Genomic DNA, 23794 nt, shown 5'->3' on the forward strand with positions numbered 1-23794 from the left:
GCCTCTTTCTTCTACCCAACGAACCAGTTTGCCCTTTTCCGTTTCCATCGCTTAGTTATTTGTCATTTTAGGATTCAGCAGCCAACTCACTTGCAATTATCTCAGCCTGTTTCAACACTGTTTCTGTAGCCAACAATTGCATATCCGGCGGATAGCCATATAGTCGCAAAGTACGCCTGACGATAACTTTTAATTTTGCTCTGACGCTTTCTTTAATCGGCCAGTCAATCGAGGCGTTTTCTCTCACTCGTTGTGTCAGCACCACCGCTAACTCCCACAGCTGCTCATGCTGCATCAGCTCTCTAGCACTGTCGTTATTGGCAACAGCGGTATAAAAGGCATATTCAAAATCCGTCAGGCCCATGTTTTTGGCATTGTCATCTGAAGCGACGATTTCTTTACTGATTTTAATCAGCTCTTCAATGACTTCAGCAGCAGTAAGAATTTTGTTTTGATATTTCTTGATGGATGTTTCCAGCATTTCCATCAGCGAACGGCTTTGAATCAAGTTCTTTTTAGCACGGGCTTTAATTTCGTCGTTCAGCAGCTTTTTCAATACTTCCAATGCGACGTTTTTATGCTGGTGATTTTTTAGCTCTTCCAAAAACTCATCAGACAAAATGGATATGTCCGGCTTCTTAATGCCTGCCGCATCAAAAATGTCTACAACGTGTTCGGAAACTAAAGCTTGATCTATGACTTGGCGTATTGTCGTTTCAATTTCATCATTACTGAGGCCTTCACCTGTGCCATCAAACTTGGCCAGTCTGGCTTTAACGGCTTGAAAAAACGCCACTTCATCTTTTACGTCCATCGCTTGCTCATGAGGAATAGCGATAGCAAAGGCTTGAGATAGAGCAGTAACTTCGTTGATATAGCGTTTACGACCATCATCCAAACCCAGCACATGCTCTTCAGCAGCCAGTATCAACGACAGTTTTTGCGAGGTATCCACATCAAAGTAATGCTCATAAGCAAAACCGTGATACATGCCGGACACCACTTCCAATTTCTCCAACATCAGATGTACCGCTTGCTCTTGCGCTAAGGTCGGATCACCTTTACCACCCGCATCCGAATAAAACGACAAAGCTTCTTTTAGATCAGCGGCGATACCTAAATAGTCAACAATCAAACCACCCGGTTTATCTTTATAAACCCGATTGACCCGTGCAATCGCTTGCATCAAATTGTGGCCTTTCATGGGTTTGTCAATGTACAGCGTGTGTAAGCTAGGTGCGTCAAAGCCTGTCAGCCACATATCGCGAACGATGACGAGTTTTAATTCATCGTCATCATCTTTCATGCGTTCTGCTAATTGTTTGCGCTGCTGTTTGGTGGTGTGATGTTTCGCTAAGTCGGGGCCATCACTGGACGCAGCCGTCATGACGACTTTAATCACGCCCTTGTTCAAATCATCGGAATGCCATTCCGGTTTAAGCAGGATGATTTCTTGATAGAGTTCCGCTGCAATCCGCCGCGACATGGAAACGATCATACCTTTACCGGCAAACACTTCCTGCCGTGCTTCAAAGTGACTGACAATATCCTTCGCTAAATTTTTGATGCGTTGACTGCTGCCAATCAACGCCTCCATCTTGGTCCATTTCGCTTTGGCTTTTTGGGTGTCTGTCAGATCGTTTTGATCCAACTCTTCATCCAATTCCGCGATCAGCTTTTTGCCTTCCTCACTCAGTCCCACTTTCGCTAAACGGCTTTCGTAATAAATCCGCACCGTGGAACCGTCTTCAACCGCCTGAGCAATATCGTAAATATCAACATAATTGCCAAACACAGCCGGCGTATTGACATCGGTTTTTTCAATGGGTGTACCGGTAAAACCTAGATACGTGGCATTCGGTAACGCATCACGCAAATACTTGGCAAAGCCATACACCACCTTGCTGCCAATTTCGTTACCGTCTTGATCTTTCTCAGCGATGGTTTTAGCGCTAAATCCATATTGAGTACGATGAGCTTCATCCGCAATCACCACGATATTGCGTCTGTCTGATAATTGCTCGTAGACATTGCCTTCATCAGGCTGGAATTTTTGGATAGTAGAAAACACTACGCCACCGGAACCAACGCGCAACAACTCTTTTAGTTGCTGGCGACTATCTGCTTGTATCGGGTCTTGCCGTAATAACTGACTGGACGACGCAAAGGTATCAAACAACTGGTCGTCCAAATCATTACGATCAGTAATGACCAGCACCGTTGGATTATCCATCGTCAACACGATTTTGCCGGTGTAAAACACCATAGATAGAGATTTACCGGAACCCTGCGTATGCCAAACCACACCGGCTTTTTTATCGCCGCGCGGTTGTTGCGTGACACCCGGTAAACCATAACTTGCGGGATTTTCCTGAACCAGTAACACTTCTCCCATATCCGCAGCGCGTAAGGTAGAGGCGACAGCAGCATTTACCGCGTAATACTGATGATAGGCGGCCACTTTTTTGACGGTGTGAATACTGATGATGCCGGTATCGGGACACCCCAGGGTGCCTTCTCTGGCTGCGCCATTCACCTTGTCTTCCCGTATGCTCTTTTCAAAGACAATGAAGTGACGCAGCAAATCCAGCAACGTGGTTTTGTTCAACATGCCTTTAATCAGCGTTTCCAACTGACTGACTAAATGCGACGCTTCCACTTTGCCATCCGCCGTTTTCCAGGCCATGAAGCGCGAATAACCGGCTGACAAGGAACCGGCTTTCGCTTCCAAACCGTCGGTAATGACTAACAGCGCATTGGAGGTAAATAGACAGGGAATGGTGTGCTTATAGGTATCCAGCTGCTTATAGGCTGACTTGATCGTCGCGTTTTCGTCGGTCGCGTTTTTTAACTCAATGATGACCAGCGGTATGCCGTTTACAAACAACAGCAAATCAGGTCGCTTGTTCTGATGGTTCTCAATAACCGTAAACTGGTTGACGACGACAAAGTCATTGTTGTCAGGATTGGCAAAATCTATCAACGACACCAGTCCGCCACGCTCAGCACCTTCATGCTGATAACTGACTTTGACGCCTTCGGTCAGCAAACGATGGAAAGTTTCGTTATTCGCCAACAAATCGGGTGAGTGGACGCGTTGCACATCTTTTAACGCAGCTTGTAGTACGTCGTGCGAGACAGTCGGATTTATCCGCTTTAACGCCGCCTCCAAACGACCAACTAACAATACTTCATCGTAATGCTGCCGTTCTTGATGCTCACCGTCAGGCGCAATATCAGGGCCATAAAGATAGCTATAGCCAAGCTGTTGGAACAGATCAAGGGCAAGCTCTTCAATGGCGGATTCAGTGAGTTTGGTCATTTCTTATCCCGATACCAGTCCAATTTTGAGATTTAGTTTCTCCTGAAAGTCGTCGGGGATTTTTGCCCAGTGCTCCGCCAATATGTCTACTAGCTGTTCACCGTTGATCAAGCCTATCCTTGGAAATCCAGGCTCCAATGCCACATCAAAGGCTTTTTTCTGAAAATCAGCGGTTGTTATAAACGCACCTTGTCCGCCTGCTGGAATATTCGCTCTGAGCTGCTTGACAGTATTGGCGTCAATTTTATTACCGCGTTGGTAACGCTTGGCTTGCACGAATAACTTTATTTTTGCCATGTTCGCGACATTCAATTCACCCGTCGCATCTACACCACCATCAGCCACTTTGCCGGTATGTTCAGAACCTTCAAAACCTAGCGCGGTTAAGATGTGAGTGATTAAAATCTCAAACTCCCTCGCATCCAAACTTAATATGCGCTCAAGCACGGCTTCGTAATAAGTGGTTTCAACTTTTTGTTCAATCGCAGGAACCAGATCATGACGCCCAATGACGGAAAAGAAATTGGTACTGTGATTGACCTTGAATACCGTCAGCGACGAACGCATAGTGTTTTGAAACGGTACGGTAAATTCGCTTCTACGCACGGGCTTAACATTCCAATCAATGTTTAGACGATGGCAATATGGGCAGCTATCGCTAGGTTGTTTAACGTACTGATAAGGAGAGGCTTGCACAATACCGTAATACAACAAGTCGGTATTCGAGTCCGGAACAATCACATAATCGCCTTCGGCAATGTCAAACAGAAATCGGGAAATTTGCCCCACTTGTTGACCAATCACCACATTGCTTATGTCGTTGGGATAGGCTGATTTGTATAAAGGATACAGTTCTTCTTTGGTAGCAACTGATGACAAATCATTATTGGGTAGCCATCCAATAGCAGCATATTTGCCATTTAAAAAGTGTTGAGTGTATGTACCGAATTCCGCACGTACACAAAAAATATTGGTCATGATGCAAACTCTCCTTGTTCATAGGATACTCGTACTTCACCGCTCATGAGTTTTGGCAACAAGTTATCGCGGAGTTTTTCTAGGGTGCGTATTTGAATTTCATTTGCCCTCAATTTTTTAAAATTCGGCATCATATGAAATTCAAACTCTTTGATAAGTTTATCAGGCGGAATTGAAATTGAAGATTCATGTACATGATTTCTATTCAGTGTTGGAACAGCAGAACCCGCGTTGAAAGATTCAAGGTCCATAGTTTTCAGGAAGAAATACGAAAACAATGGTGTACCTTTTTTAAATTCTTTAATGTACAGAGAGGTATTCAATGGCCAAAAATCATCCTGAATAAAATAGACCTTTCCTATCAAACCACTTCGTCCTGTCGTGACGCCAGGAGCTGTTACTTTGTATTCAGCATGTCCACCACTAAAGCCGCTGGCTGCAAATATTGGGTATTTACCATCAACTCTATTTTGAATGGGCAAGTCATAACCTCTTTGCAAAACAAATAGATCCTCAACTTTCCCTTCTTCCCAATCTTCCTGCGCCTCTTCAATAAACCACTGCCGAAACAACGTTTCCGCCATGGCTTCAAGGGTTTTATTTTGCCGGTGCAACAAGTCAATTTTGTCATCAAGGCAACTGAGTATGGCTCCGATGGATTGCTGTTCCGACAAAGGTGGAAGTGATATTTTCATGTCCAGCAGATGCGGTACTTTGATACTGGGCTGAACTCCACCAATATCAAAACTTATCATTAAATCCTTGCCAATTGGGCTGGATAAATAGTAATAGATAAAACGACTGTCTACATTTTTTTTAAATCTTAATCCAATTAGGTTCTGGGCTATAGCTCCACGACTTTCTTGTACCAAAGCAACATTACCTATTGTGCCTACAGTTGGAACTAATATATCACCAGGTTCTGGGTGTCCTTTGCGAAACCAACTGTTATACGTCTCTTCTGAGACGAATTTTCTTACTTTTGAATAATCAGGTGTTCGCCTATCGCTAGAAATTGCATTAACCTCTAATAATTCATAACCAAAACTAGATACGGGCGGTGTCTTGCCTCGGTTATCAACAACAAAAGCTACTAAATCCTTTAGTATCATTTCTAGCCACTCACTCATATCTTTACCTTCGCCAAATTTTCAGCAATAGCTTGATTGAGTTGAGCTTCTTCCAACAACTGCGCTTCAAACTCAGCCTTCAAAGCTGCAAAGCGTTCAGCAAAATTAAAATCATCTTCTTCATCCGGCAGGCCAACATAGCGACCGGGCGTTAAAACGTAATCCAGTTCTGCGACGCGCTCTACTGATACTGACGCACAAAAGCCCTTCACATCTTCGTAATGGCCTTCACCAGTACGCCAAGCATGATAAGTATCGGCAATTTGCTGAATGTCCTGATGCGAGAGTTCACGTGTACGACGGTTGATCAAATGACCCAAGTTACGAGCATCTATAAACAGAATTTCGTTTTTACGTGGATGTTGTCCGTTGTTACGGGCTCGGTTCATAAACCATAACGCGGCTGGAATTTGCGTATTCAAAAACAGCTTGGCTGGACAATTGACGATGCAATCTATCAAGTTGCCATCCGCAATCAGGTTTTCACGGATTTCGCCTTCACCACTAGTTTTACTGGTCAATGCGCCTTTGGCTAACACCACTCCGGCTTTACCCATCGGTGACAAGTGATAGATAAAATGTTGTAGCCAAGCAAAGTTCGCATTACCCGCAGGTGGTGTGCCGTATTGCCAACGGCCATCAGTACGCAACAGTTCACCGCTCCAATCGCTGACGTTGAACGGTGGATTGGCAATAATGAAATCCGCTTTTAAGTCTTTATGGGCGTCATTCAGAAACGACCCTTCGTTGTTCCATTTGACTTGCGAACTGTCTATACCGCGAATCGCCAGATTCATTTTCGCCAGTCGCCAAGTGGTTTGATTGCTTTCCTGTCCATAGATGGAAATGTCGTTGATACGGCCTTGATGCTCTTCAACAAACTTTTCTGATTGCACGAACATACCGCCGGAACCGCAACAAGGATCAAACACGCGACCTTTATACGGTTCCAACATCGCCACTAATAACTCCACGATACTGCGCGGTGTATAGAACTGACCGCCTTGTTTGCCTTCCGCCAGCGCGAATTCGCCGAGAAAATATTCAAACACATGACCTAGCACATCAGCACTACGGGCTTTAGCATCGCCTAGCGCAATGTTACCGACCAAATCTATCAAACCGCCTAAGCAGGTAGGATCAAGATTTTGTCGGGCAAAGACTTTGGGTAATACACCTTTTAATGATGGATTTTCTTTTTCAATCGCATCCATCGCACCATCAACAAAGGTGCCAATATCCGGCTGTTTGGCTTTGGCTAATAAAAACGACCAACGCGCTTCTGCTGGAACAAAGAAAATGTTTTCCGCTTGGTATTCGTCTTTATCTTCCGGATCAGCACCGGCGTATTCGCCTTCACCTGCTTGCAGCTTGGCAAAATGTTCTTCAAACGCATCTGAAATGTATTTGAGAAAAATCAGCCCGAGAACGACGTGCTTGTATTCTGCTGCATCTATGTTTTTACGGAGCTTATCGGCGGCTTTCCAGAGTTGAGTTTCCAGCGGTTCTTCTTTGACGACTTTTGGGGCTTTGGCCATGCGGGTTCCTTATTATTTCTAACGCTTGCTGCCTGCAAGTAATATTTAGTTTAGTCAATCGTATACCGATCTCCGCCAGTTACGCTAAACGATAATAATGCAACGTTGATCATCATGCTGCGTATTGTTGGCGTGGTCGCTAATCGGCGTGGTGGTCATGTCTGCGTAAGCGGCATTATCCGATAAATGGGCGATGCCATCTTGAGCGGTTTCTTGAGAGCAATGTCGAAGCATGGACGGCCTCAACATGCTCACCGGTCGCAGCACGAACAAACCCAGCATCTTCAGCGCATGGATACCGACAGCGAGACGGGTCGCCTGTTTCTCCATGGCCGTCGTCGGACTGGTAATATCCTGACGACTGTTGATCCGAACGCGACTTGAGTATCAGGTTACGCGGCACTCAGGAATGCAAGGATACAGTCGATGTACGAAGTTGGCTGAGCAGAGTCGAAATAAGGCATTGGCCGAGTGGAGCCGAAATAAGGCATTGGCCGAGTGGAGCTGAAATAGGACGTTGGCTGAGCGGAGCTGAAATAAGGCGTTGGCTGAGCGGAGCCGAAGCCAGCGCTTTCGCTTCGACTCCGCTCTGCGAACGGCTTAGCCGAAATTGAGGTGTTCATTCCCCTGCTCTGTCGGGAGAAAGCGTTTTTACTTCGCGCTGAATATCTTGAGGTGGCTCTCAGCGTGGCGTATTTGCTCGGATTTAGGCGAACCCACCCGGATTGCTTCGGACAATAAAAAACCCGCTAAGCCTTATAACTTGCGGGTTTCTGTACTTCTTTGGGCTTCTTCAAACCCTAATTTGGTACCGACGGCCGGACTTGAACCGGCACGACTTGCGTCACCACCCCCTCAAGATGGCGTGTCTACCAATTTCACCACGTCGGCATAACTTTAAGTGCCAAGCCTTTTATTGAGCGGCTCCGGCCGGCTTCTCAACCTCTTTGATTGCCGGCGCTTCCGGCAATTTGCCATCGACGACAGGAGCGCTATCGGAGCCAGGGGCGACTTGCGACAGAGGCACGTCCGATTTAACCGGCGCTGCGACAGGCGCTACGTCCATCACGTCGGTTTTTTTGCCTTGATAACCGCTTAACGCGGCCAAACCCAAACTGGTCATGAAAAACAAGGTCGCGAATATCGCGGTGGTCCTGGATAAAAACGATGCGGAGCCTTGAGCACCAAAGACAGAGCCCGATGCACCGCTACCGAAGGCGGCACCGGCATCGGCACCTTTACCGTGCTGCATCAGCACCAAACCGACGATGCCTATTCCCAGAAATATATGAATAATTATTATAATTTGGTACAACATAAAAACCTTTAAAGGGTTGGACTAGACCGAATGGCAGATTTGCAGGAAGCCTTTGGCATCCAGCGATGCGCCGCCCACCAAACCGCCGTCGATGTCGGGCATTGCAAATAAGCCTTTCGCGTTGTCCGGCTTAACACTGCCGCCGTACAGAATTTGCACTTTCTCGGCAATGGCCGGGCTTCTATCGGCAATCCGTTTCCGAATATATTGGTGAACTTCCTGGGCTTGCTCGTCGCTGGCGACTTTACCGGTACCGATGGCCCAAACCGGCTCATAAGCGATAACGGCTCGCTCGAATGCTTCGATGCCGGCGGCGGCGATGACGGCATCAAGCTGTTCGTCGACGACTTGGAAGGTTCTGTCTTGCTCGCGCTCTTCCAGCGTTTCGCCGACGCAGAGTACCGGCAGAACGTTTTGGCTCAATGCCTGACAAAAACGCTTGGCAACCGACTCGTTGCTGTCGCCGTAATAACTACGCCGTTCGGAGTGGCCGACCAGCGCGTACTTAACGCCGCATTCGGCCAGCATCGCCGCCGATACTTCGCCGGTGTAGGCGCCGGAGGCTTGGTCGGCAACGTTTTGGGCACCCAGAGCGATGGGTGAACCTGCCAAAGTTGCGCGGATATCGGATAAGTAAACGAACGGGACGCAGACCGCGATTTCCTGCGCGACATCGCCCAAGCCGTCGGCCAAGGCTTTCGCGAGTTTTTGGCCGTCTTCCCTAGTGCCGTTCATTTTCCAATTTCCCATAATCAAAGACCGACGCATTACTTCCTCCGAGCTAAATAAGACCGCATATAATATCGACTAACGTGTTTTTGTTCAAGCCGGGATGGCTTTCTTGACGTCGCTCGCCAATTGATTGGCATATTTATTGACGTCGTCTTCGTCCACGCCTTCGACCATCACACGAATTAGCGGCTCCGTTCCCGAAGATCGCAGCAATACCCGGCCTTTTTCCCCGAGCTTCTTTTCCACGTTTTCGACGGCCTGTTTCAGGCTGGCAATTTCATCGATTTTGACTTTTTTATCGGTTTTGACATTGATCAAAACCTGCGGGTACTTTTTCATGCCGGATTTGAGTTCATGCAAGTTCTGGCCCGACTTCTGCATTTCCGCCAGTACTTGCAACGCCGAGACGATACCGTCGCCGGTCGTGGTCTTATCCAGACAAATGATGTGGCCGGAACCTTCTCCCCCCAGCATACCCTTATTTTCGGTCAGCATTTCCATGACGTAGCGGTCGCCGACTTTGGCGCGGAGCAGCGGCACGCCCACGGATTTTAGCGCGTGCTCCATGCCAAGATTGGACATCAGGGTACCTACCACTGGACCGACCAATTTACCTTCAGCCTGACGGGAACGGGCGATGATATAAATTAATTCGTCGCCATCGACGATTTCGCCCTTGTGGTCGACCATGATGATGCGATCGCCGTCGCCGTCCAAGGCAATTCCGACATCGGCGCGAAACTCCATGACTTTGGCTGCCAACAGTTCCGGCTTGGTGGCGCCGCATTCGTCGTTGATGTTCAAGCCGTCCGGCTCGGCGGCGATCGTTACGACTTCCGCACCCAACTCACTGAAAACATGCGGCGCGATGTGATAGGTGGCGCCGTTCGCACAGTCGATCACAATACGAATGCCCTTGAAGTCCAGATGAGCCGGCACCGAGGCCTTGCAAAACTCGATATACCGGCCGGCCGCGTCGTTGACCCGCTTGGCCTTACCTAATCTAGACGACTCCACGGTTGTCATCGGCATGTCGAGATATTGCTCAATCTGCTGTTCTACATCGTCCGGCAACTTGGTACCGTCAACCGAGAAGAACTTAATGCCATTATCGTAGTAGGGATTGTGCGAGGCGCTGATAACGATGCCGGCGCTGGCACGAAAGGTTCGAGTCAGGTAAGCGATTCCCGGCGTCGGCATGGGCCCTAATAAGCGAGTATCGACGCCTGCGGCGGACAAACCGGCTTCCAGCGCCGATTCGAACATATAACCCGAGATCCGGGTATCTTTACCCACCAATACGAATCCATTGCTCTCCTTGGCAAACACCTTACCGGCGGCCCAACCTAACTTGAGTAAAAAATCCGCGGTAATCGGCGGCTCGCCCACCTTGCCCCTGATGCCATCGGTTCCGAAATATTTTTTTGCCATAGTGCTAGTTCTACCTTGATATGACCAAAAAAAAGAGAGGCCGAAGCCTCTCTTGGTTTTGCCGAAAATTACTTAGCCTTGTTCTGCGGCGCCGCCGATCGAAGAATCGGGCGTTTTTTGATCCCAAGGGCCGGTTTGCGCGTCGGTGTTGGAGGACGGAGTATCGTCCCAACCCTTTGGCTCCCGTACCGGCCGTCTTTCCATCAAGTCGTCGATTTGATATTTGTCGATCGTTTCGTATTTCATCAACGCGTCGGCCATCGCGTGCAGGATATCCATATTATCCTTCAAGATCTTCTCGGCACGCTCGTAATTGCGGTCGATGATGGAGCGAATTTCCTCGTCTATCGTATGGGAGGTTTCTTCCGCGACGGACTTATGTTGAGTCACCGAACGACCCAGAAAAATCTCGCCTTCTTCCTCACTGTATGCTAACGGCCCCAAGCGCTGCGACAAGCCCCATTTGGTAACCATATTGCGGGCCAACTCGGTCGCTCTCTCGATGTCGTTGGACGCACCGGTCGACACCTGTTCCCAGCCAAAAATCAGTTCTTCGGCAATCCGACCGCCATATAAACTGGAGATCATGCTGTCCAACTTGCATTTGCTGGCACTGTATTGGTCGCGCTCCGGCAAGAACATCGTCACGCCCAATGCGCGTCCGCGCGGCATGATACTGACTTTGTACACCGGGTCGTGCTCCGGAACCAAGCGGCCGACAATCGCATGACCGGCTTCGTGGTAGGCAGTCATTTTCTTTTCTTTCTCGTCCATTACCATCGAGCGCCGCTCGGCGCCCATGATCAATTTGTCCTTGGCTTTTTCCAAGTCCATCATGCTGACCAGACGCTTGTTCAAACGCGCCGCGAACAAAGCCGCTTCGTTGACCAAGTTAGCCAAATCAGCCCCGGAAAACCCTGGCGTGCCTTGCGCGATGTATTTGATCTTGACATCTTCGGCGGCCGGCACTTTCTTCAAATGTACATTCAGAATCTGTTCGCGGCCTTTGACATCGGGCAAACCGACGACCACTTGACGGTCGAAACGACCGGGACGCAACAATGCTTTATCGAGGACGTCGGCACGGTTGGTGGCCGCGATGACAATAATACCCTCGTGCCCCTCGAAACCGTCCATTTCGACCAGCAACTGGTTTAAGGTTTGTTCGCGCTCGTCGTTACCGCCACCCAAACCGGCACCGCGGGAACGGCCAACCGCATCGATTTCGTCTATGAAAATGATGCAAGGCGCATGTTTCTTGGCTTGATCGAACATATCCCTGACCCGAGAAGCACCGACACCGACAAACATCTCAACGAAATCCGAACCGGAAATCGTGAAGAACGGCACTTTGGCTTCGCCGGCAATCGCACGAGCCAGCAAGGTCTTACCGGTACCCGGAGGTCCGACCATCAATGCGCCGCGCGGTACTTTACCGCCGAGACGTTGATATTTGGCGGGATCTTTCAAGAAGTCGACCATTTCCTGAACTTCTTCCTTGGCCTCGTCGCACCCGGCAACGTCGGCGAAGGTCACCTTGTTCTGGTCTTGATCCAGCATGCGGGCCTTGCTCTTACCAAAGCCCATCGCACCGCCGCGGCCACCGACTCCGCCGCCTTGCATCTGGCGCATGAAGAACACCCAAACCGCAATCAACAGAAGGATGGGTCCAAAAGACACGAACACCTGCATTAGCATCGAAGGTTCTTCGGGGGGCTGCACATTGATTTCGACGCCGTTGCCCAACAGATCATCGATCAAATGCGGATCGTTGGGCATATAAGTCTTGAACTTATCGCCGGTCTGCATCCGTCCCTTAACCGTGTTGTCGGCTATCACTACTTGCTGGACTTGTCCGGCTTTTACCGCATCAATCAGCTGCGAATACGACAAGTTCGAATCGCTACGCGCCGAGCGCGCGCCGAAATTGTTGAATACGGCCATCAATACAACGGCGATAACCACCCACAAAACCAAATTTTTAATCATATCGCTCAAAGTACGCGCTCCGGCCAGGAATGGCTCCAAACGTTTATAAACCGAGTAATTGTATCAGGTATACTCGTAGCTCGCCGCCCATCATAGCTCGATCGGCGGGGACTTTCCTTATTTTTTAAATCCTTTCGCCAGGATATAGACCTCGTTACTCCTGGGTCGCGACGCTTTCGGCTTACGGATTGCCACGCTGTTGAAGCGTAGCCGCACCTGATTATAGTACTCGTCGAAACCAGCGCCTTGAAACATTTTTATTAAAAAGGTCCCGCCTTGGATTAGAAACTGCTCGGCGGCATCCAATGCCAGCTCGCCTAAGTAGATGGCCCGCGGTTGATCGGTTTCCCGGCTACCACTCATATTGGGGGCCATATCCGACAATAACAAGTGTACCGGTCGACCATCGAGCACTTGATAAAGTTGTTGCAACACCTCGTCCTCGCGAAAATCGCCTTCGATAAAGTCAACGCCGGCAATCGGCTCGATGGCGAGTAAATCCAGCGCGACCACCTTGTCGCTTTTCGCCAGCATCTTGCGAGCGTACTCCGACCAGCCGCCGGGAGCGGCGCCCAAATCGACGACATTCATTCCCGGCCGTAAAATCTTGTCCTTTTCTTGAATTTCAATCAGTTTGAAGACGGCACGGGAACGATATCCCAAAGCTTGGGCCTTCTTGACATACTCGTCTTGAAAATGTTCCTGCATCCATTGATGACTACTTTTGCTGCGTGCCATATGCCCGATTCATGTAAAATTTGCGGAAATACCACAGAAGGAAACAGAGTGAATCCGATCCAAAAAAAACAATTGAAAGCCCAGGCGCACGCCCTCAACCCGGTAGTGATGGTCGGACAAGCCGGCTTGACGCCCGCCGTAGTGAAAGAAGTCGATCAAGCGCTACTCGCCCACGAACTGATTAAAGTCAAAATCCGCGCCGAAAGAGACGATCGCGCCGCGATCAGCGAACAAATCTGTGGGGAAACCGGTGCCGAACTGGTGCAATCGATAGGCCAAATCGCGGTGTTGTTCAGGCCCAATCCTAAGAAGTAACAGCGACCTAGCAGCCGTTGAGAAAGCCAGCCCCTCTCAACGGCGAACGCCGGCTAAATATACTTTACTGAAATAATTTCGTACTCGATATCGCCGCCCGGCGCCTTGACGACTACTACATCCTCGACTTCCTTGCCGATCAAAGCCCTGGCTATCGGCGAACCGACCGAAATTCGCCCTTCCTTAATATTAGCTTCGTCCTCGCCGACGATTTGATAGACAACCACCTTACCGGAACCGGTATCCTCGATTTCGACGGTAGCGCCGAACACCACCTTTCCGTTGGCATCGGTTTTGGTCACATCGATAATATTGGCATTCGACAACTTGCCTTCGATCTCGGCAATTCGGCCCTCGGCAAAACTTTGCTGTTCGCGCGCGGCATGATATTCGGCGTTCTCCTTCAAATCGCCGTGCTCGCGCGCTTCGGCTATCGCCTGAATAATGCGCGGTCGAACCACGGTTTTCAACTCTTCCAGTTCGGCGCGCAATTTATTGGCGCCGACCACGGTCAACGGAAATTTCTGCATTTCCTCTTCCCCTCTTCAATTCATCCGTTAAAGGTTTGATGTAAATCCCGCAGGCAATTAACATCGCCGGCTTCGAGTTCGCCCAAGGCGTAGCACGCGGCGCGAGCGCCGGCCATCGTCGTGTAATAGGTGACCCTGCGCTGCAAGGCCTCACGGCGCATCGTGAACGAATCCGCCACCGCCTTGACCCCTTCGGTGGTATTGACGACTAATTGGATTTCTCCGTTTTTAATCATATCCACGGTATGCGGCCGGCCTTCGTTCACCTTGAACACTTCCTGGCAGGCGATGCCGGCTTCCCTCAGAACCCGCGCGGTACCGCGCGTCGCGACGATCTCGTAGTTCTTGGCGATCAACATGCGCGCCAATTCCGGCAATTTTGCCTTGTCGGCGTCGCGGATACTGATCAGCACCTTACCACTATGGCTCAAATCCACGCCTGAAGCCCTTTGCGACTTGGCGAAGGCTTCTCCAAAGGTCTTGCCGACGCCCATTACCTCGCCGGTAGACTTCATCTCCGGCCCCAACAACGGGTCTACGCCGGGGAATTTAATGAAGGGAAACACCGCTTCCTTGACCGAGAAATATTCGGGAATACGCTCTTCGGTAACGCCCTGCTCCTTCAAGGATTTACCGGCCATGCAGCGCGCTGCGATTTTCGCCAATGGATAGCCGGTCGCCTTGGACACGAACGGCGCGGTCCGCGAAGCACGCGGATTGACCTCCAGCACAAAGATGGTCTCGCCTTGAATCGCAAACTGCGTATTCATCAAGCCGCGAACGCCTAACGCTTCGGCCATTTTCGCAACCTGCGCCCGCAACTGATCCTGGATATGCAGCGGCAAATCGTAAGGCGGCAAAGAACAGGCCGAATCGCCGGAATGCACGCCCGCTTGCTCGATATGCTCCATCAAGCCGCCGATCAGAACGGTTTCGCCGTCGTAAATCGCGTCGACATCCATTTCCACGGCATCGTCCAAAAATCTATCCAGCAACACCGGCGAATCGTTGGAAACGCTAACCGCTTCTTTCATGTAACGGCGCAGGCCTTCCTCGTTGAACACGATTTCCATCGCCCGACCGCCCAATACGTAGGACGGCCTTACCACCAACGGGTAGCCGATTTCCTTCGCCGACGCGACGGCCTGTTCGACCGAACGGGCGGTAGCATTGGGCGGCTGCAGCAAATTCAAGCGTTCCAGCAACTTCTGGAAGCGTTCGCGATCTTCGGCCAAATCAATTGAATCAGGCGAAGTACCGATAATCGGCGCGCCGGCCGCTTCCAACGCTCGCGCCAGTTTCAGCGGGGTTTGCCCGCCATATTGGACGATGACGCCCTTGGGTTTTTCCAGATCGATGATTTCCAGCACGTCCTCCAGCGTTAGCGGCTCGAAATACAAGCGATCCGACGTATCGAAGTCGGTGGATACCGTCTCCGGATTGCAGTTGATCATGATGGTTTCGTAACCGTCTTCCCGCAGGGCCAGCGCCGCATGTACACAACAATAGTCGAATTCAATACCCTGCCCGATCCGGTTAGGACCGCCGCCCAAAATAACGATTTTTTCCCTGGAGGATGGATTCGCCTCGCACTCTTGTTCGTAAGTCGAATACAGGTAGGCGGTATCCGATGCAAATTCAGCCGCGCAGGAATCGATGCGCTTGTAGACCGGACGCACCCCTTTCTTGTGACGCACGTTGCGCACTTCCGATTCCTTGGTTTCCAGCAGCTTCGCCAATCGTTTGTCGGAAAACCCCTTGCGTTTGAGCCGTAGCAATTCGCCGGGCTCCAGAGTCGCCAGGGTTTTGGTGGCCAAGGTTTTTTCGGTATTGATCAAATCCTCGACTTGCGCCAGGAACCAAGGGTCGATTTTCGATGCTTGATGAATTTCTTGGAAGCTCAAACCGCTCCGAAAAGCGTCGGCCAAATACCATAAGCGTTGCGGGCCGGGATAGCGCAATTCCCGCAGGATGATGTCTTCGCTGTTAGCGTCGCCAAGATCGGCAATTTCGTCGAGACCGTCAACTCCGACTTCCAAGCCGCGCAAGGCTTTTTGCAGCGATTCCTGAAAGGTGCGGCCTATCGCCATCACCTCGCCGACCGATTTCATCTGAGTGGTCAACCGATCGTTGGCTTGCGGAAACTTTTCGAACGCAAAGCGCGGTACTTTCGTGACGACGTAGTCGATAGTCGGCTCGAACGACGCCGGCGTCTTACCGCCGGTGATCTCGTTTTTGAGTTCGTCCAACGTAAAACCGACCGCCAATTTGGCGGCAACCTTGGCAATCGGAAAGCCGGTGGCTTTGGAAGCCAATGCCGACGAGCGCGACACGCGCGGATTCATCTCGATGACAATCAAACGACCATTGTCGGGGTTGATCGCGAACTGCACGTTGGAACCGCCGGTATCGACCCCGATCTCCCGCAATACCGCCAGCGAAGCGTTACGCAGAATCTGATATTCCTTGTCGGTCAGGGTTTGCGCCGGCGCGACGGTAATCGAATCGCCGGTATGCACGCCCATCGGGTCGAAATTCTCGATAGAGCAAATGATGATGCAGTTATCCTTGGAATCGCGGACCACCTCCATCTCGAACTCTTTCCAACCCAAAACCGATTCTTCGATCAACAGTTCGTTGGTCGGCGACAAATACAAGCCGCGCTCGCAAATCTCAATGAATTCCTCGCGATTGTAGGCGATACCGCCGCCGCTACCGCCCATCGTAAACGACGGCCGGATGATGGTCGGATAGCCGACTTTTTCCTGAGCCGCGAAAGCTTCCTCCATGCTATGGGCGACTTGCGAGCGCGCTACTTCCAGGCCGATCTTACGCATCGCCTGGTTGAACAGATCGCGATCCTCGGCCTTGTTGATGGCTTCCTTGGTGGCGCCGATCATTTCGACGCCGTATTTGGCCAGAACGCCATGCTTGTCCAAGGCCAACGCGCAATTCAGCGCGGTTTGGCCGCCCATCGTCGGCAGCACCGCGTCGGGACGCTCTTTTTCGATGATTTTCTCGACGGTTTGCCAGTCGATAGGCTCGATGTAAATCGCGTCGGCCATGTCCGGATCGGTCATGATCGTCGCCGGATTGGAGTTGACCAGAATCACTCGGTAGCCTTCTTCGCGCAAGGCTTTGCAGGCCTGGGTACCGGAGTAGTCGAACTCGCAGGCCTGACCGATCACGATCGGTCCGGCACCCAGTAACAAAATCGATTTTATGTCGGTTCTTTTTGGCATATCACTCTAGGGAAATCTTTAAGCGGAACGAGGCTGGTTCATCATTTCCAGAAAAACGTCGAACAAGGACTCGACATCGTGCGGGCCGGGGCTGGCTTCCGGATGACCTTGAAAACTGAAGGCCGGCACGTCGGTACGGGCAATGCCTTGCAAACTGCCGTCGAACAACGACACATAGGTAGGCTTTAAGTTAGCCGGCAGGCTGTCGGCGCTGACCGCGAAACCGTGGTTTTGACTGCTGATCATGACCCGACCGCTCGCCAACTCCTGCACCGGATGGTTGGCGCCGTGATGACCAAATTTCATCTTCTCGGTTTTAGCGCCGCTGGCCAAAGCCAGCAATTGGTGTCCCAGGCAGATGCCGAACACCGGCAATTTTTTCTCGATGATGGCTCGGATCGCGGCGATTGCGTAATCGCACGGCTCCGGATCGCCAGGGCCGTTCGACAAGAACACGCCGTCGGGATTCATCGCCAACACCTGCTCGGCCGGCGTTTGGGCCGGAACGACGGTGACCCGGCATCCGCGACTGGCCAACAAGCGGAGAATGTTGCGTTTGACGCCGAAATCGTAAGCCACCACGTGCTTGGTTAAATTCGACGCTTGCGCGTGGCCTTCGCCCAATTTCCAGACCGTCTCGGTCCATTCGTAGGCTCGCGCGGTCGTGACTTCCTTAGCCAGATCCATACCCTGCAAGCCTGGAAAACCGTCGATGGCGGCCTTGGCAACCTCGATGTCGACGGCATCGCCGGCCATAATGCAACCGCGTTGCGCGCCTTTATCGCGCAGCAGACGGGTCAATTGCCGGGTATCGATGTCGGCGATCGCGACGACGTTTTGTTCGCGCAAGTATTGCGGCAAGGTTTTTTCGATGCGCCAGTTGCTGGCCAATTGCGGCAAATCGCGCACGACCAGACCGCTGGCGTAGACCTTGGCCGATTCGTCGTCTTCGGCGTTGGTGCCGACGTTACCGATATGCGGATAGGTCAAAGTGACGATCTGTTTGGCGTAGGACGGATCGCTGAGTATTTCCTGATAACCGGTCAGTGCCGTGTTAAATACCACTTCCCCCACGGAACAACCGTCGGCGCCGATCGACGCCCCGTGAAACACCGTCCCGTCTTCCAATACCAGTAATGCAGGTTTATTCAAGATTGGCCACCTTAGATGTAGAAAACGGGATAAGTCTTGCGACTCATCCCGTTCCAGAGAGATAAAAACAGGCCAATTTTACGAAATTATGCCAGTTTGGTCATTAATAATTTTCTATTTTGGTGCATTGAGGAAAATCCCGATGCGGCGGACGGTCAATCGAATTCGATCGCCGTAGCGCCAATCCAGAGGGTTGGGCTATGAGCGATCAGCAGATCTGTTCAATGATCGCGCTTGGCCATGTCGGCCAACATCGCTAGCTGTTGTTCGCTGGTCAACAGCTTGAAAACACCGTTGTCCAACTTAGCTTTTTGCAGCATGGCGCGACGTTGTTCGGCCAATTGATTGTCGATTAACTTCGCGGCGGCGTCCTCGGAAAATTCGCTGGAAAACGACAGTTTATGCTGTTCGCGCACCGCGTCCCGAAATTCGTCGCGCTTGGCGCCGGGTTCGCCAAGCGTAGTCTTGATCAGCGCCTTAATCGCGGTTTTCTGCTGCTCTGACAGCTCCAACTTGGCCAAATAAGGCGGCAACTCACCACCGGGATGTTTAGCCTGATGATGCGGCGGCCGCCCACCGTGCGCGGGCCCCTCCAATTCAGGATCAACATCGTTATTGGCGTACATGACCGCCCAATCGCGCGGCGCGGAGCCGAACGTCGGTTGAGCCTGGGCGGCGATCGGTAGCGCCAACATCAGTGCTAAATAAGAAAATGGTTTGTTCATAGAGTTTCCTCGAAATCGATTAAGAATTCGACATCGCCTAGCGGGCGGCGTCGGAATCCAGTATGCCAATCGCTAAGTTAAGTGGCGTTAGAGCGATGTAAATTCAGGTAAATGCGGCGATCCGACGCTGGCGCGCGCCGACGCCGGCCGTTATCATGAACCGGTCTAGCTTAGAGATTCCCCGTTATGAACACTGTACTGATTATCGACGACGACACCGAACTGGCCGCGCTGTTCGGCGAATACCTGCAACAGGAAGGCTTTGGCGTGGATATTGCCAACGACGGCGCCACCGGCCTGGCAAAAGCCCTGTCCGGCGAGTATCAACTGGCGATCTTGGACATCATGCTCCCCGACATCAAAGGCACCGAAGTCCTCGCAAAAATTCGCGCCGAAAGCCGTTTGCCGATTCTAATGTTTACCGCCAAGGGCGACGACGTCGACCGAATCATCGGCCTTGAGTCCGGTGCCGACGACTACGTCCCCAAACCGTGTACGCCCCGCGAATTGGTGGCGCGGATACGTGCGATTTTGCGGCGGGTCCAGCGCGATACCGCGACCTCATCCGGCCCTATCGTTGCCGGACCGCTGAAGATCTGGAGCGAGAAACGCAAAGCGCTGTGGTTCGAGCGCGACTTGGAACTGACCAGCACCGAGTTCAATTTGCTGGAAACCCTGGCCAGCCACGTCGGCCATATCGTCAGCAAAAACGAGTTGTCGGAGAAAGCCCTGGGCCGGCCGCTGGCGCGCTTCGACCGCAGCATCGACGTACACATGAGCAGTATTCGCCAGAAACTCGGCACCCAACAGGACGGCCGCTCCTATATCCAGACCGTGCGTGGCCAGGGCTATCAAATGATTAAAGCCTGACCCGATGGACCGTTTGTTCTGGAAGTTTTTTTTCGCCTTCTGGCTGGCCTTGCTGACCGCCGGCTTCGGTGTCGGCAGCGTGGTCTGGTTGCGCCATAACGCCCAACACGCGGCCGAGAATCAAGCGCGCAACCAAACGATCGACGTCCGCCGCGCGGCGTTGATCGAAGTCGCCGCGCGGATTCTGACTCACGGCGGCTCCGACGCGTTACGCGAGTTTCTCGGCGCCTTGAGCCAAACCCGATTTCCGGCAATTTTCGCGGTGGATAACGACGGCCGCGACGTGTTGAATCGCGAGCTGTCACCGGAGGTCTTGAAGCAAGCGCGCGAATTGCACGACAAAGGCACTTATCCCGACGCGTTGCGAGAAATTTCCGCCGGGGATGGTCGGCAGTATCTGCTGTTTATTCCGGCGCGCGAATTCGGTCTGACAGACGTCCTGAAACCGTTGCTACGCGCCGGCGAACCGCATTTTTTCGACGATCCGCCGCCGCGTCCTCCCGACTTCAATCATCACGACGGTCGCGGACCAAAACCCGACTTTGCCGATTCAGGCCCGCCGCCGCGCGACGGTCTACTACATCGAGGCGGTCCGCCGCCGGAATTCGGCGACGGCGGACCGCCGTCTCGCGAGCCTCCGCCCCCGGTGTTGCCTATCGCCGCCGGCACCCTGGCCGGTCTGCTGTTCAGCAGCCTATTGGCTTGGTACTTCGCCAAACCGATCCGCACCCTGCGCGCGGCGTTCGCCGCGCTGGCCCAAGGCCAGCTGGACACCCGCATCGCCGATCGCATGGGACATCGCCACGACGAATTATCCGATCTGGGCCGCGACTTCGATCACATGGCCGGACAAATCGGCGACTTAGTCCACGCTCAACAGCGCTTGTTGCACGACGTCTCCCATGAGCTACGCTCGCCGCTGGCCCGCATCCAGGCCGCGATCGGTCTGGTACAGCAAATGCCCGCGAAATTGCCGGCCACGTTGGAGCGCATCGAACGCGAATCGCAGCGCATGAGCGATTTGATCGGCGAGCTATTGATGCTATCGCGCTTGGAAAGTGGCGTGTCGGCGAAACCGACCGAAACCGTCGACCTCGACGAATTGCTGGGCGACATCGTCGCCGACGCCGAACTGGAAGCGGCCGGCCGCATCCGCCTAGTCTACCGGGCGGGCGGCGAAATCCTGTTGCGCGGCGACGCCGAGTTGCTGCACCGCGCCTTCGAGAACGTCATCCGCAACGCGGTTCAGCATTGTCGTACCGACGGCGCGGTCGCGATCGCGCTCAACTCGGACGGCAAGCTCGCCACCGTCTCGGTCGAAGACGACGGCCCCGGCGTGCCGGAAGCCGAACTGGAAATGATATTTCAGCCATTTTTCCGTAGCCGCAATCACAACAAGGCAGGCAGTACCGGCCTGGGTTTGACGATTGCATTACGGGCCGTGGCGGCCCACCGCGGCAGCATCCATGCGGTCAACCGGCCACGCGGCGGCTTGAAAATCATCCTGGAATTTCCGCTCGGCGCCCCAAGCCCGGCAAGCCCCCACACTTGACCCACCGACCAAACCGGCCTCGGTCGGGAGCACGACCGAACAGTCTGCGTGCCCATCAACCATGCGATTGGCGGCACGCGGCTTGGCCGGCACGCGCCGGTCTTTACGCCGCGTTGCCGCCTGCATGGGCGGATGCCTCAAGCGGTCGTCGAAATCCCGGCGCCATTGCGGTCTCTATCGCCTCCGCCGCCATAGGCATGAATCAGTTGCATCATTTGTTTCATGAATTGTTGGTCGAGGCTGGAAGTGCCAGCGGACGCTGTTGTCGTGGCCGAATCGGCCGAAGCGCCATCCGACCCCGACGTGTTTTTGGCGTCTTCGTAAGCCTTGGCCTCGCTGGCGCTGACCTTGCCGTCGCCGTTGCTGTCGGCGGCGTCAAAGTTGGCGGCTATATCGCTTAGCGTTTGCGAACCTTCGCTGTCGGTGGCACTCAATTTCTCCGACATACTGGATAATTGATCCTTGGTCAAACCTGAATCGTCCTCGCCGCCCGGCGGTGGCGGCGGCATGTCGCCCTGCCCTTGCATCCGCATCCTCGGAAACGGGCCGTCTAACTCCGATGCCAATTTTTCCAGGGTTGCCTGCATTTCCGATTGGGTTACCTTGCCGTCGCCATCGCCATCCAACTTAGCAAACAGGTCGTCGGCGCTGCTATTCGAGCTCGAATCCGAACCGGACACATTGCTCAACGCCGCTTGCAAATCGCTCTTTTCGATATAGCCCTGGCCCTTGGTGTCCAGCTTGGAAAACAAGTCCTCGGCCATTTTGGCGGTATCGGGTTTTTGCAAGGCTTTCATGCCGCCGTACATCGCTCCCGTACTGGAACCGTTAATGCTGCTGATGCTACTCATCGCTGTATCCTCATCTTTACTAGGTAGTGACCGGGCAACCTGCCAAGGTTGCCGCCGATTAACGCGGAAATCGGCCTGTCTGGCCGCGCCGCACTAGAGCTAGTGCAAACTATCGGCCTAAATCCGCCGTTCTGGACGACAGTTTTGGTAAAGATGAGTAAAAGCTGGTTAAGAAATGTCGAGGAAGAAGCCTCGAAATCGAATGAATTCGCCGATTTGCAACAAAAAACCGGCCGGCGGCAAGTCGGTTTGCCGCCGGCCGGCAAGTCTTTGCCACCCCGCGCGGACCTAGCTTACAAGGACGCCAAATAGGCCGCCAGCGCTTTGATGTCATCGTCTGAAAGCGACTGAGCCATCGCATTCATTTGCGGTGCTTTACGGGCGCCTTTCTTGAAATCGGTCAATTGTTTGGCTAGGTATTTGGGTAGCTGGCCGGCCAGTTTCGGCGCCATGCCGACGCCCTGAGCGTTATTGCCGTGGCAACCCAGGCACATGCCGGCCTTATCCTTGCCAAGTTTGGCCAATGCCGGATCGCCTCCGGCCGATTTGCCTTGCAAGCTGGAAAAATAGGCGGCCAAATTTTGCATATCGGCATCGCTAAGTTCCTCGGCAATCGGCCGCATGACCGGGTCATCGCGCATGCCGGAGCGAAATTTAACCAACTGACCTTCAATATAACCGGCATTCAGACCGGCCAAGCTCGGCCACAACGGCCCGCTACTCACGCCAACCGGCCCGTGACACGCTTGGCAGGCGGCCGACTTCGCCTTGCCGGCCCCGACATCGGCGGCCTGCGCTGCCCCCGCGAACAAGGCGAATAACGCCAGCCATTGAATTTTGATATTGTAAGATCGCTTCATAGACTTCTCCCGGTTTGGATAATGGACTCGCGAATTAAATGATGGTATCCCAATTGGTTTTTGACGTTGCCGCTACCCTGCGCGCGACCATCATAGTCAGCCTCGGCCGGCTAGGCAAACCCGCCCGCATGGCGCGGCCGCGCCGCTTAGGCAACAGGTATCGATTTGCCCGACAAACCGGCCGAATCCAGATTGGAGCAGAGCGCCGATGAACTGGCTGCTGACTCTGATCGAACAAGATTCGGTGCCGCATACGCTGCTGATCATCGCGCTGGTCGTCGCCAGCGGGTTGATACTCGGCCGGCTGTCGTTGGCGGGCATTCAGCTCGGCATCGCCGGCGTACTGTTCTCCGGCTTACTATTCGGCCATTACCGATTAACGATCAATCCGGAAGTGATGCACTTTTTGCGCGATTTCGGCTTGGTTTTGTTCGTGTATGCGATCGGCCTGCAAGTCGGACCCGGCTTTGCCAACTCGTTCATGCGTTACGGCTTGCGGCTGAACGGTCTGGCCGCCGCCA

General features: G+C 52.7%; 20 protein-coding genes, 1 tRNA gene and 1 pseudogene. 5 read left to right on the forward strand and 17 right to left on the reverse strand.

The features are described 5' to 3' along the window. Nucleotides 1–67 precede the first annotated feature (67 nt). The 11 genes from A1355_RS04420 to rlmE form a co-directional block, all read right to left on the reverse strand. Nucleotides 68–3322: a type I restriction endonuclease subunit R gene (locus A1355_RS04420; protein WP_064025391.1), complete on the reverse strand. Its 3255-nt coding sequence runs from the start codon at nucleotides 3320–3322 to the stop codon at nucleotides 68–70. A gap of 3 nt (nucleotides 3323–3325) precedes the next feature. Further along, the gene (locus tag A1355_RS04425) at nucleotides 3326–4300 is read right to left on the reverse strand and encodes a restriction endonuclease (protein ID WP_064025394.1); all 975 of its coding nucleotides are present in this window, start codon (nucleotides 4298–4300) and stop codon (nucleotides 3326–3328) included. Then, nucleotides 4297–5430 (reverse strand): restriction endonuclease subunit S, encoded by a 1134-nt coding sequence (locus A1355_RS04430; protein ID WP_082885356.1) that lies wholly within the window; start codon nucleotides 5428–5430, stop codon nucleotides 4297–4299. Before A1355_RS04430 ends, A1355_RS04425 begins: the two co-directional genes overlap by 4 nt. Next, the gene (locus A1355_RS04435) at nucleotides 5427–6968 is read right to left on the reverse strand and encodes a type I restriction-modification system subunit M (RefSeq protein ID WP_064025398.1); all 1542 of its coding nucleotides are present in this window, start codon (nucleotides 6966–6968) and stop codon (nucleotides 5427–5429) included. The genes A1355_RS04430 and A1355_RS04435 overlap by 4 nt, the downstream gene beginning before the upstream one ends. Nucleotides 6969–7052: 84 nt before the next feature. Further along, a complete protein-coding gene (locus A1355_RS04440) occupies nucleotides 7053–7298 on the reverse strand; it encodes a hypothetical protein (protein ID WP_064025400.1) in 246 nt (81 codons plus the stop codon). A gap of 476 nt (nucleotides 7299–7774) precedes the next feature. Further along, a tRNA-Leu gene (locus A1355_RS04445) sits at nucleotides 7775–7859 on the reverse strand. A gap of 22 nt (nucleotides 7860–7881) precedes the next feature. Further along, entirely contained in the window at nucleotides 7882–8286 is a 405-nt protein-coding gene (gene secG / locus A1355_RS04450) for a preprotein translocase subunit SecG (RefSeq protein WP_064025402.1), read from the reverse strand. A gap of 21 nt (nucleotides 8287–8307) precedes the next feature. After that, nucleotides 8308–9054 (reverse strand): triose-phosphate isomerase, encoded by a 747-nt coding sequence (gene tpiA, locus A1355_RS04455; RefSeq protein ID WP_064025405.1) that lies wholly within the window; start codon nucleotides 9052–9054, stop codon nucleotides 8308–8310. 54 nt (nucleotides 9055–9108) lie between these two features. After that, on the reverse strand, nucleotides 9109–10449 hold the full coding sequence (gene glmM, locus A1355_RS04460) for a phosphoglucosamine mutase (RefSeq protein WP_064025407.1): 1341 nt from the start codon (nucleotides 10447–10449) through the stop codon (nucleotides 9109–9111). A 72-nt stretch (nucleotides 10450–10521) separates the two neighbouring features. Further along, nucleotides 10522–12438, reverse strand: a complete 1917-nt coding sequence (gene ftsH / locus A1355_RS04465) for an ATP-dependent zinc metalloprotease FtsH (RefSeq protein ID WP_175463748.1) — start codon at nucleotides 12436–12438, stop codon at nucleotides 10522–10524. A gap of 117 nt (nucleotides 12439–12555) precedes the next feature. Next, complete coding sequence (gene rlmE / locus A1355_RS04470) at nucleotides 12556–13176, reverse strand: 23S rRNA (uridine(2552)-2'-O)-methyltransferase RlmE (protein ID WP_064025409.1); 621 nt, start codon at nucleotides 13174–13176, stop codon at nucleotides 12556–12558. Between the two features lie 48 nt (nucleotides 13177–13224). Between rlmE and yhbY the strand changes: the two genes are divergently transcribed. Further along, entirely contained in the window at nucleotides 13225–13491 is a 267-nt protein-coding gene (yhbY, locus tag A1355_RS04475; protein WP_175463738.1) for a ribosome assembly RNA-binding protein YhbY, read from the forward strand. 53 nt (nucleotides 13492–13544) lie between these two features. On the opposite strand, the gene greA is transcribed toward yhbY, so the two are convergent. The 4 genes from greA to A1355_RS04495 all read right to left on the reverse strand — a co-directional run bounded on the left by greA (nucleotide 13545) and on the right by A1355_RS04495 (nucleotide 19140). Beyond that, nucleotides 13545–14021, reverse strand: a complete 477-nt coding sequence (gene greA, locus A1355_RS04480; protein WP_064025414.1) for a transcription elongation factor GreA — start codon at nucleotides 14019–14021, stop codon at nucleotides 13545–13547. A 20-nt stretch (nucleotides 14022–14041) separates the two neighbouring features. Beyond that, a complete protein-coding gene (gene carB, locus A1355_RS04485; protein ID WP_064025417.1) occupies nucleotides 14042–17263 on the reverse strand; it encodes a carbamoyl-phosphate synthase large subunit in 3222 nt (1073 codons plus the stop codon). 18 nt (nucleotides 17264–17281) lie between these two features. Further along, the gene (gene carA / locus A1355_RS04490; protein WP_064025420.1) at nucleotides 17282–18415 is read right to left on the reverse strand and encodes a glutamine-hydrolyzing carbamoyl-phosphate synthase small subunit; all 1134 of its coding nucleotides are present in this window, start codon (nucleotides 18413–18415) and stop codon (nucleotides 17282–17284) included. A gap of 221 nt (nucleotides 18416–18636) precedes the next feature. After that, the gene (locus A1355_RS04495) at nucleotides 18637–19140 is read right to left on the reverse strand and encodes a Spy/CpxP family protein refolding chaperone (RefSeq protein ID WP_064025422.1); all 504 of its coding nucleotides are present in this window, start codon (nucleotides 19138–19140) and stop codon (nucleotides 18637–18639) included. Nucleotides 19141–19326: 186 nt separating this feature from the next. Between A1355_RS04495 and A1355_RS04500 the strand changes: the two genes are divergently transcribed. Next, nucleotides 19327–20010 (forward strand): response regulator transcription factor, encoded by a 684-nt coding sequence (locus A1355_RS04500; RefSeq protein WP_064025425.1) that lies wholly within the window; start codon nucleotides 19327–19329, stop codon nucleotides 20008–20010. Nucleotides 20011–20014: 4 nt separating this feature from the next. Then, the gene (locus tag A1355_RS04505) at nucleotides 20015–21562 is read left to right on the forward strand and encodes a sensor histidine kinase (RefSeq protein WP_064025427.1); all 1548 of its coding nucleotides are present in this window, start codon (nucleotides 20015–20017) and stop codon (nucleotides 21560–21562) included. Between the two features lie 137 nt (nucleotides 21563–21699). On the opposite strand, the gene A1355_RS04510 is transcribed toward A1355_RS04505, so the two are convergent. After that, entirely contained in the window at nucleotides 21700–22413 is a 714-nt protein-coding gene (locus A1355_RS04510; RefSeq protein ID WP_197471716.1) for an EF-hand domain-containing protein, read from the reverse strand. 153 nt (nucleotides 22414–22566) lie between these two features. Between A1355_RS04510 and A1355_RS25030 the strand changes: the two genes are divergently transcribed. Then, a complete protein-coding gene (locus A1355_RS25030) occupies nucleotides 22567–22725 on the forward strand; it encodes a hypothetical protein (RefSeq protein WP_157197748.1) in 159 nt (52 codons plus the stop codon). Here A1355_RS25030 and A1355_RS04520 read toward each other — a convergent pair. Next, entirely contained in the window at nucleotides 22707–23273 is a 567-nt protein-coding gene (locus tag A1355_RS04520) for a c-type cytochrome (RefSeq protein ID WP_064025431.1), read from the reverse strand. The two genes, A1355_RS25030 and A1355_RS04520, sit on opposite strands and share 19 nt — an antisense overlap. Nucleotides 23274–23481: 208 nt before the next feature. Here A1355_RS04520 and A1355_RS04525 point away from each other — a divergent pair. Continuing rightward, nucleotides 23482–23794: pseudogene (locus tag A1355_RS04525) on the forward strand (hypothetical protein); the annotation flags it as partial.

This window comes from Methylomonas koyamae (assembly GCF_001644025.1).
GTDB classification, from domain to species: domain Bacteria; phylum Pseudomonadota; class Gammaproteobacteria; order Methylococcales; family Methylomonadaceae; genus Methylomonas; species Methylomonas koyamae_A.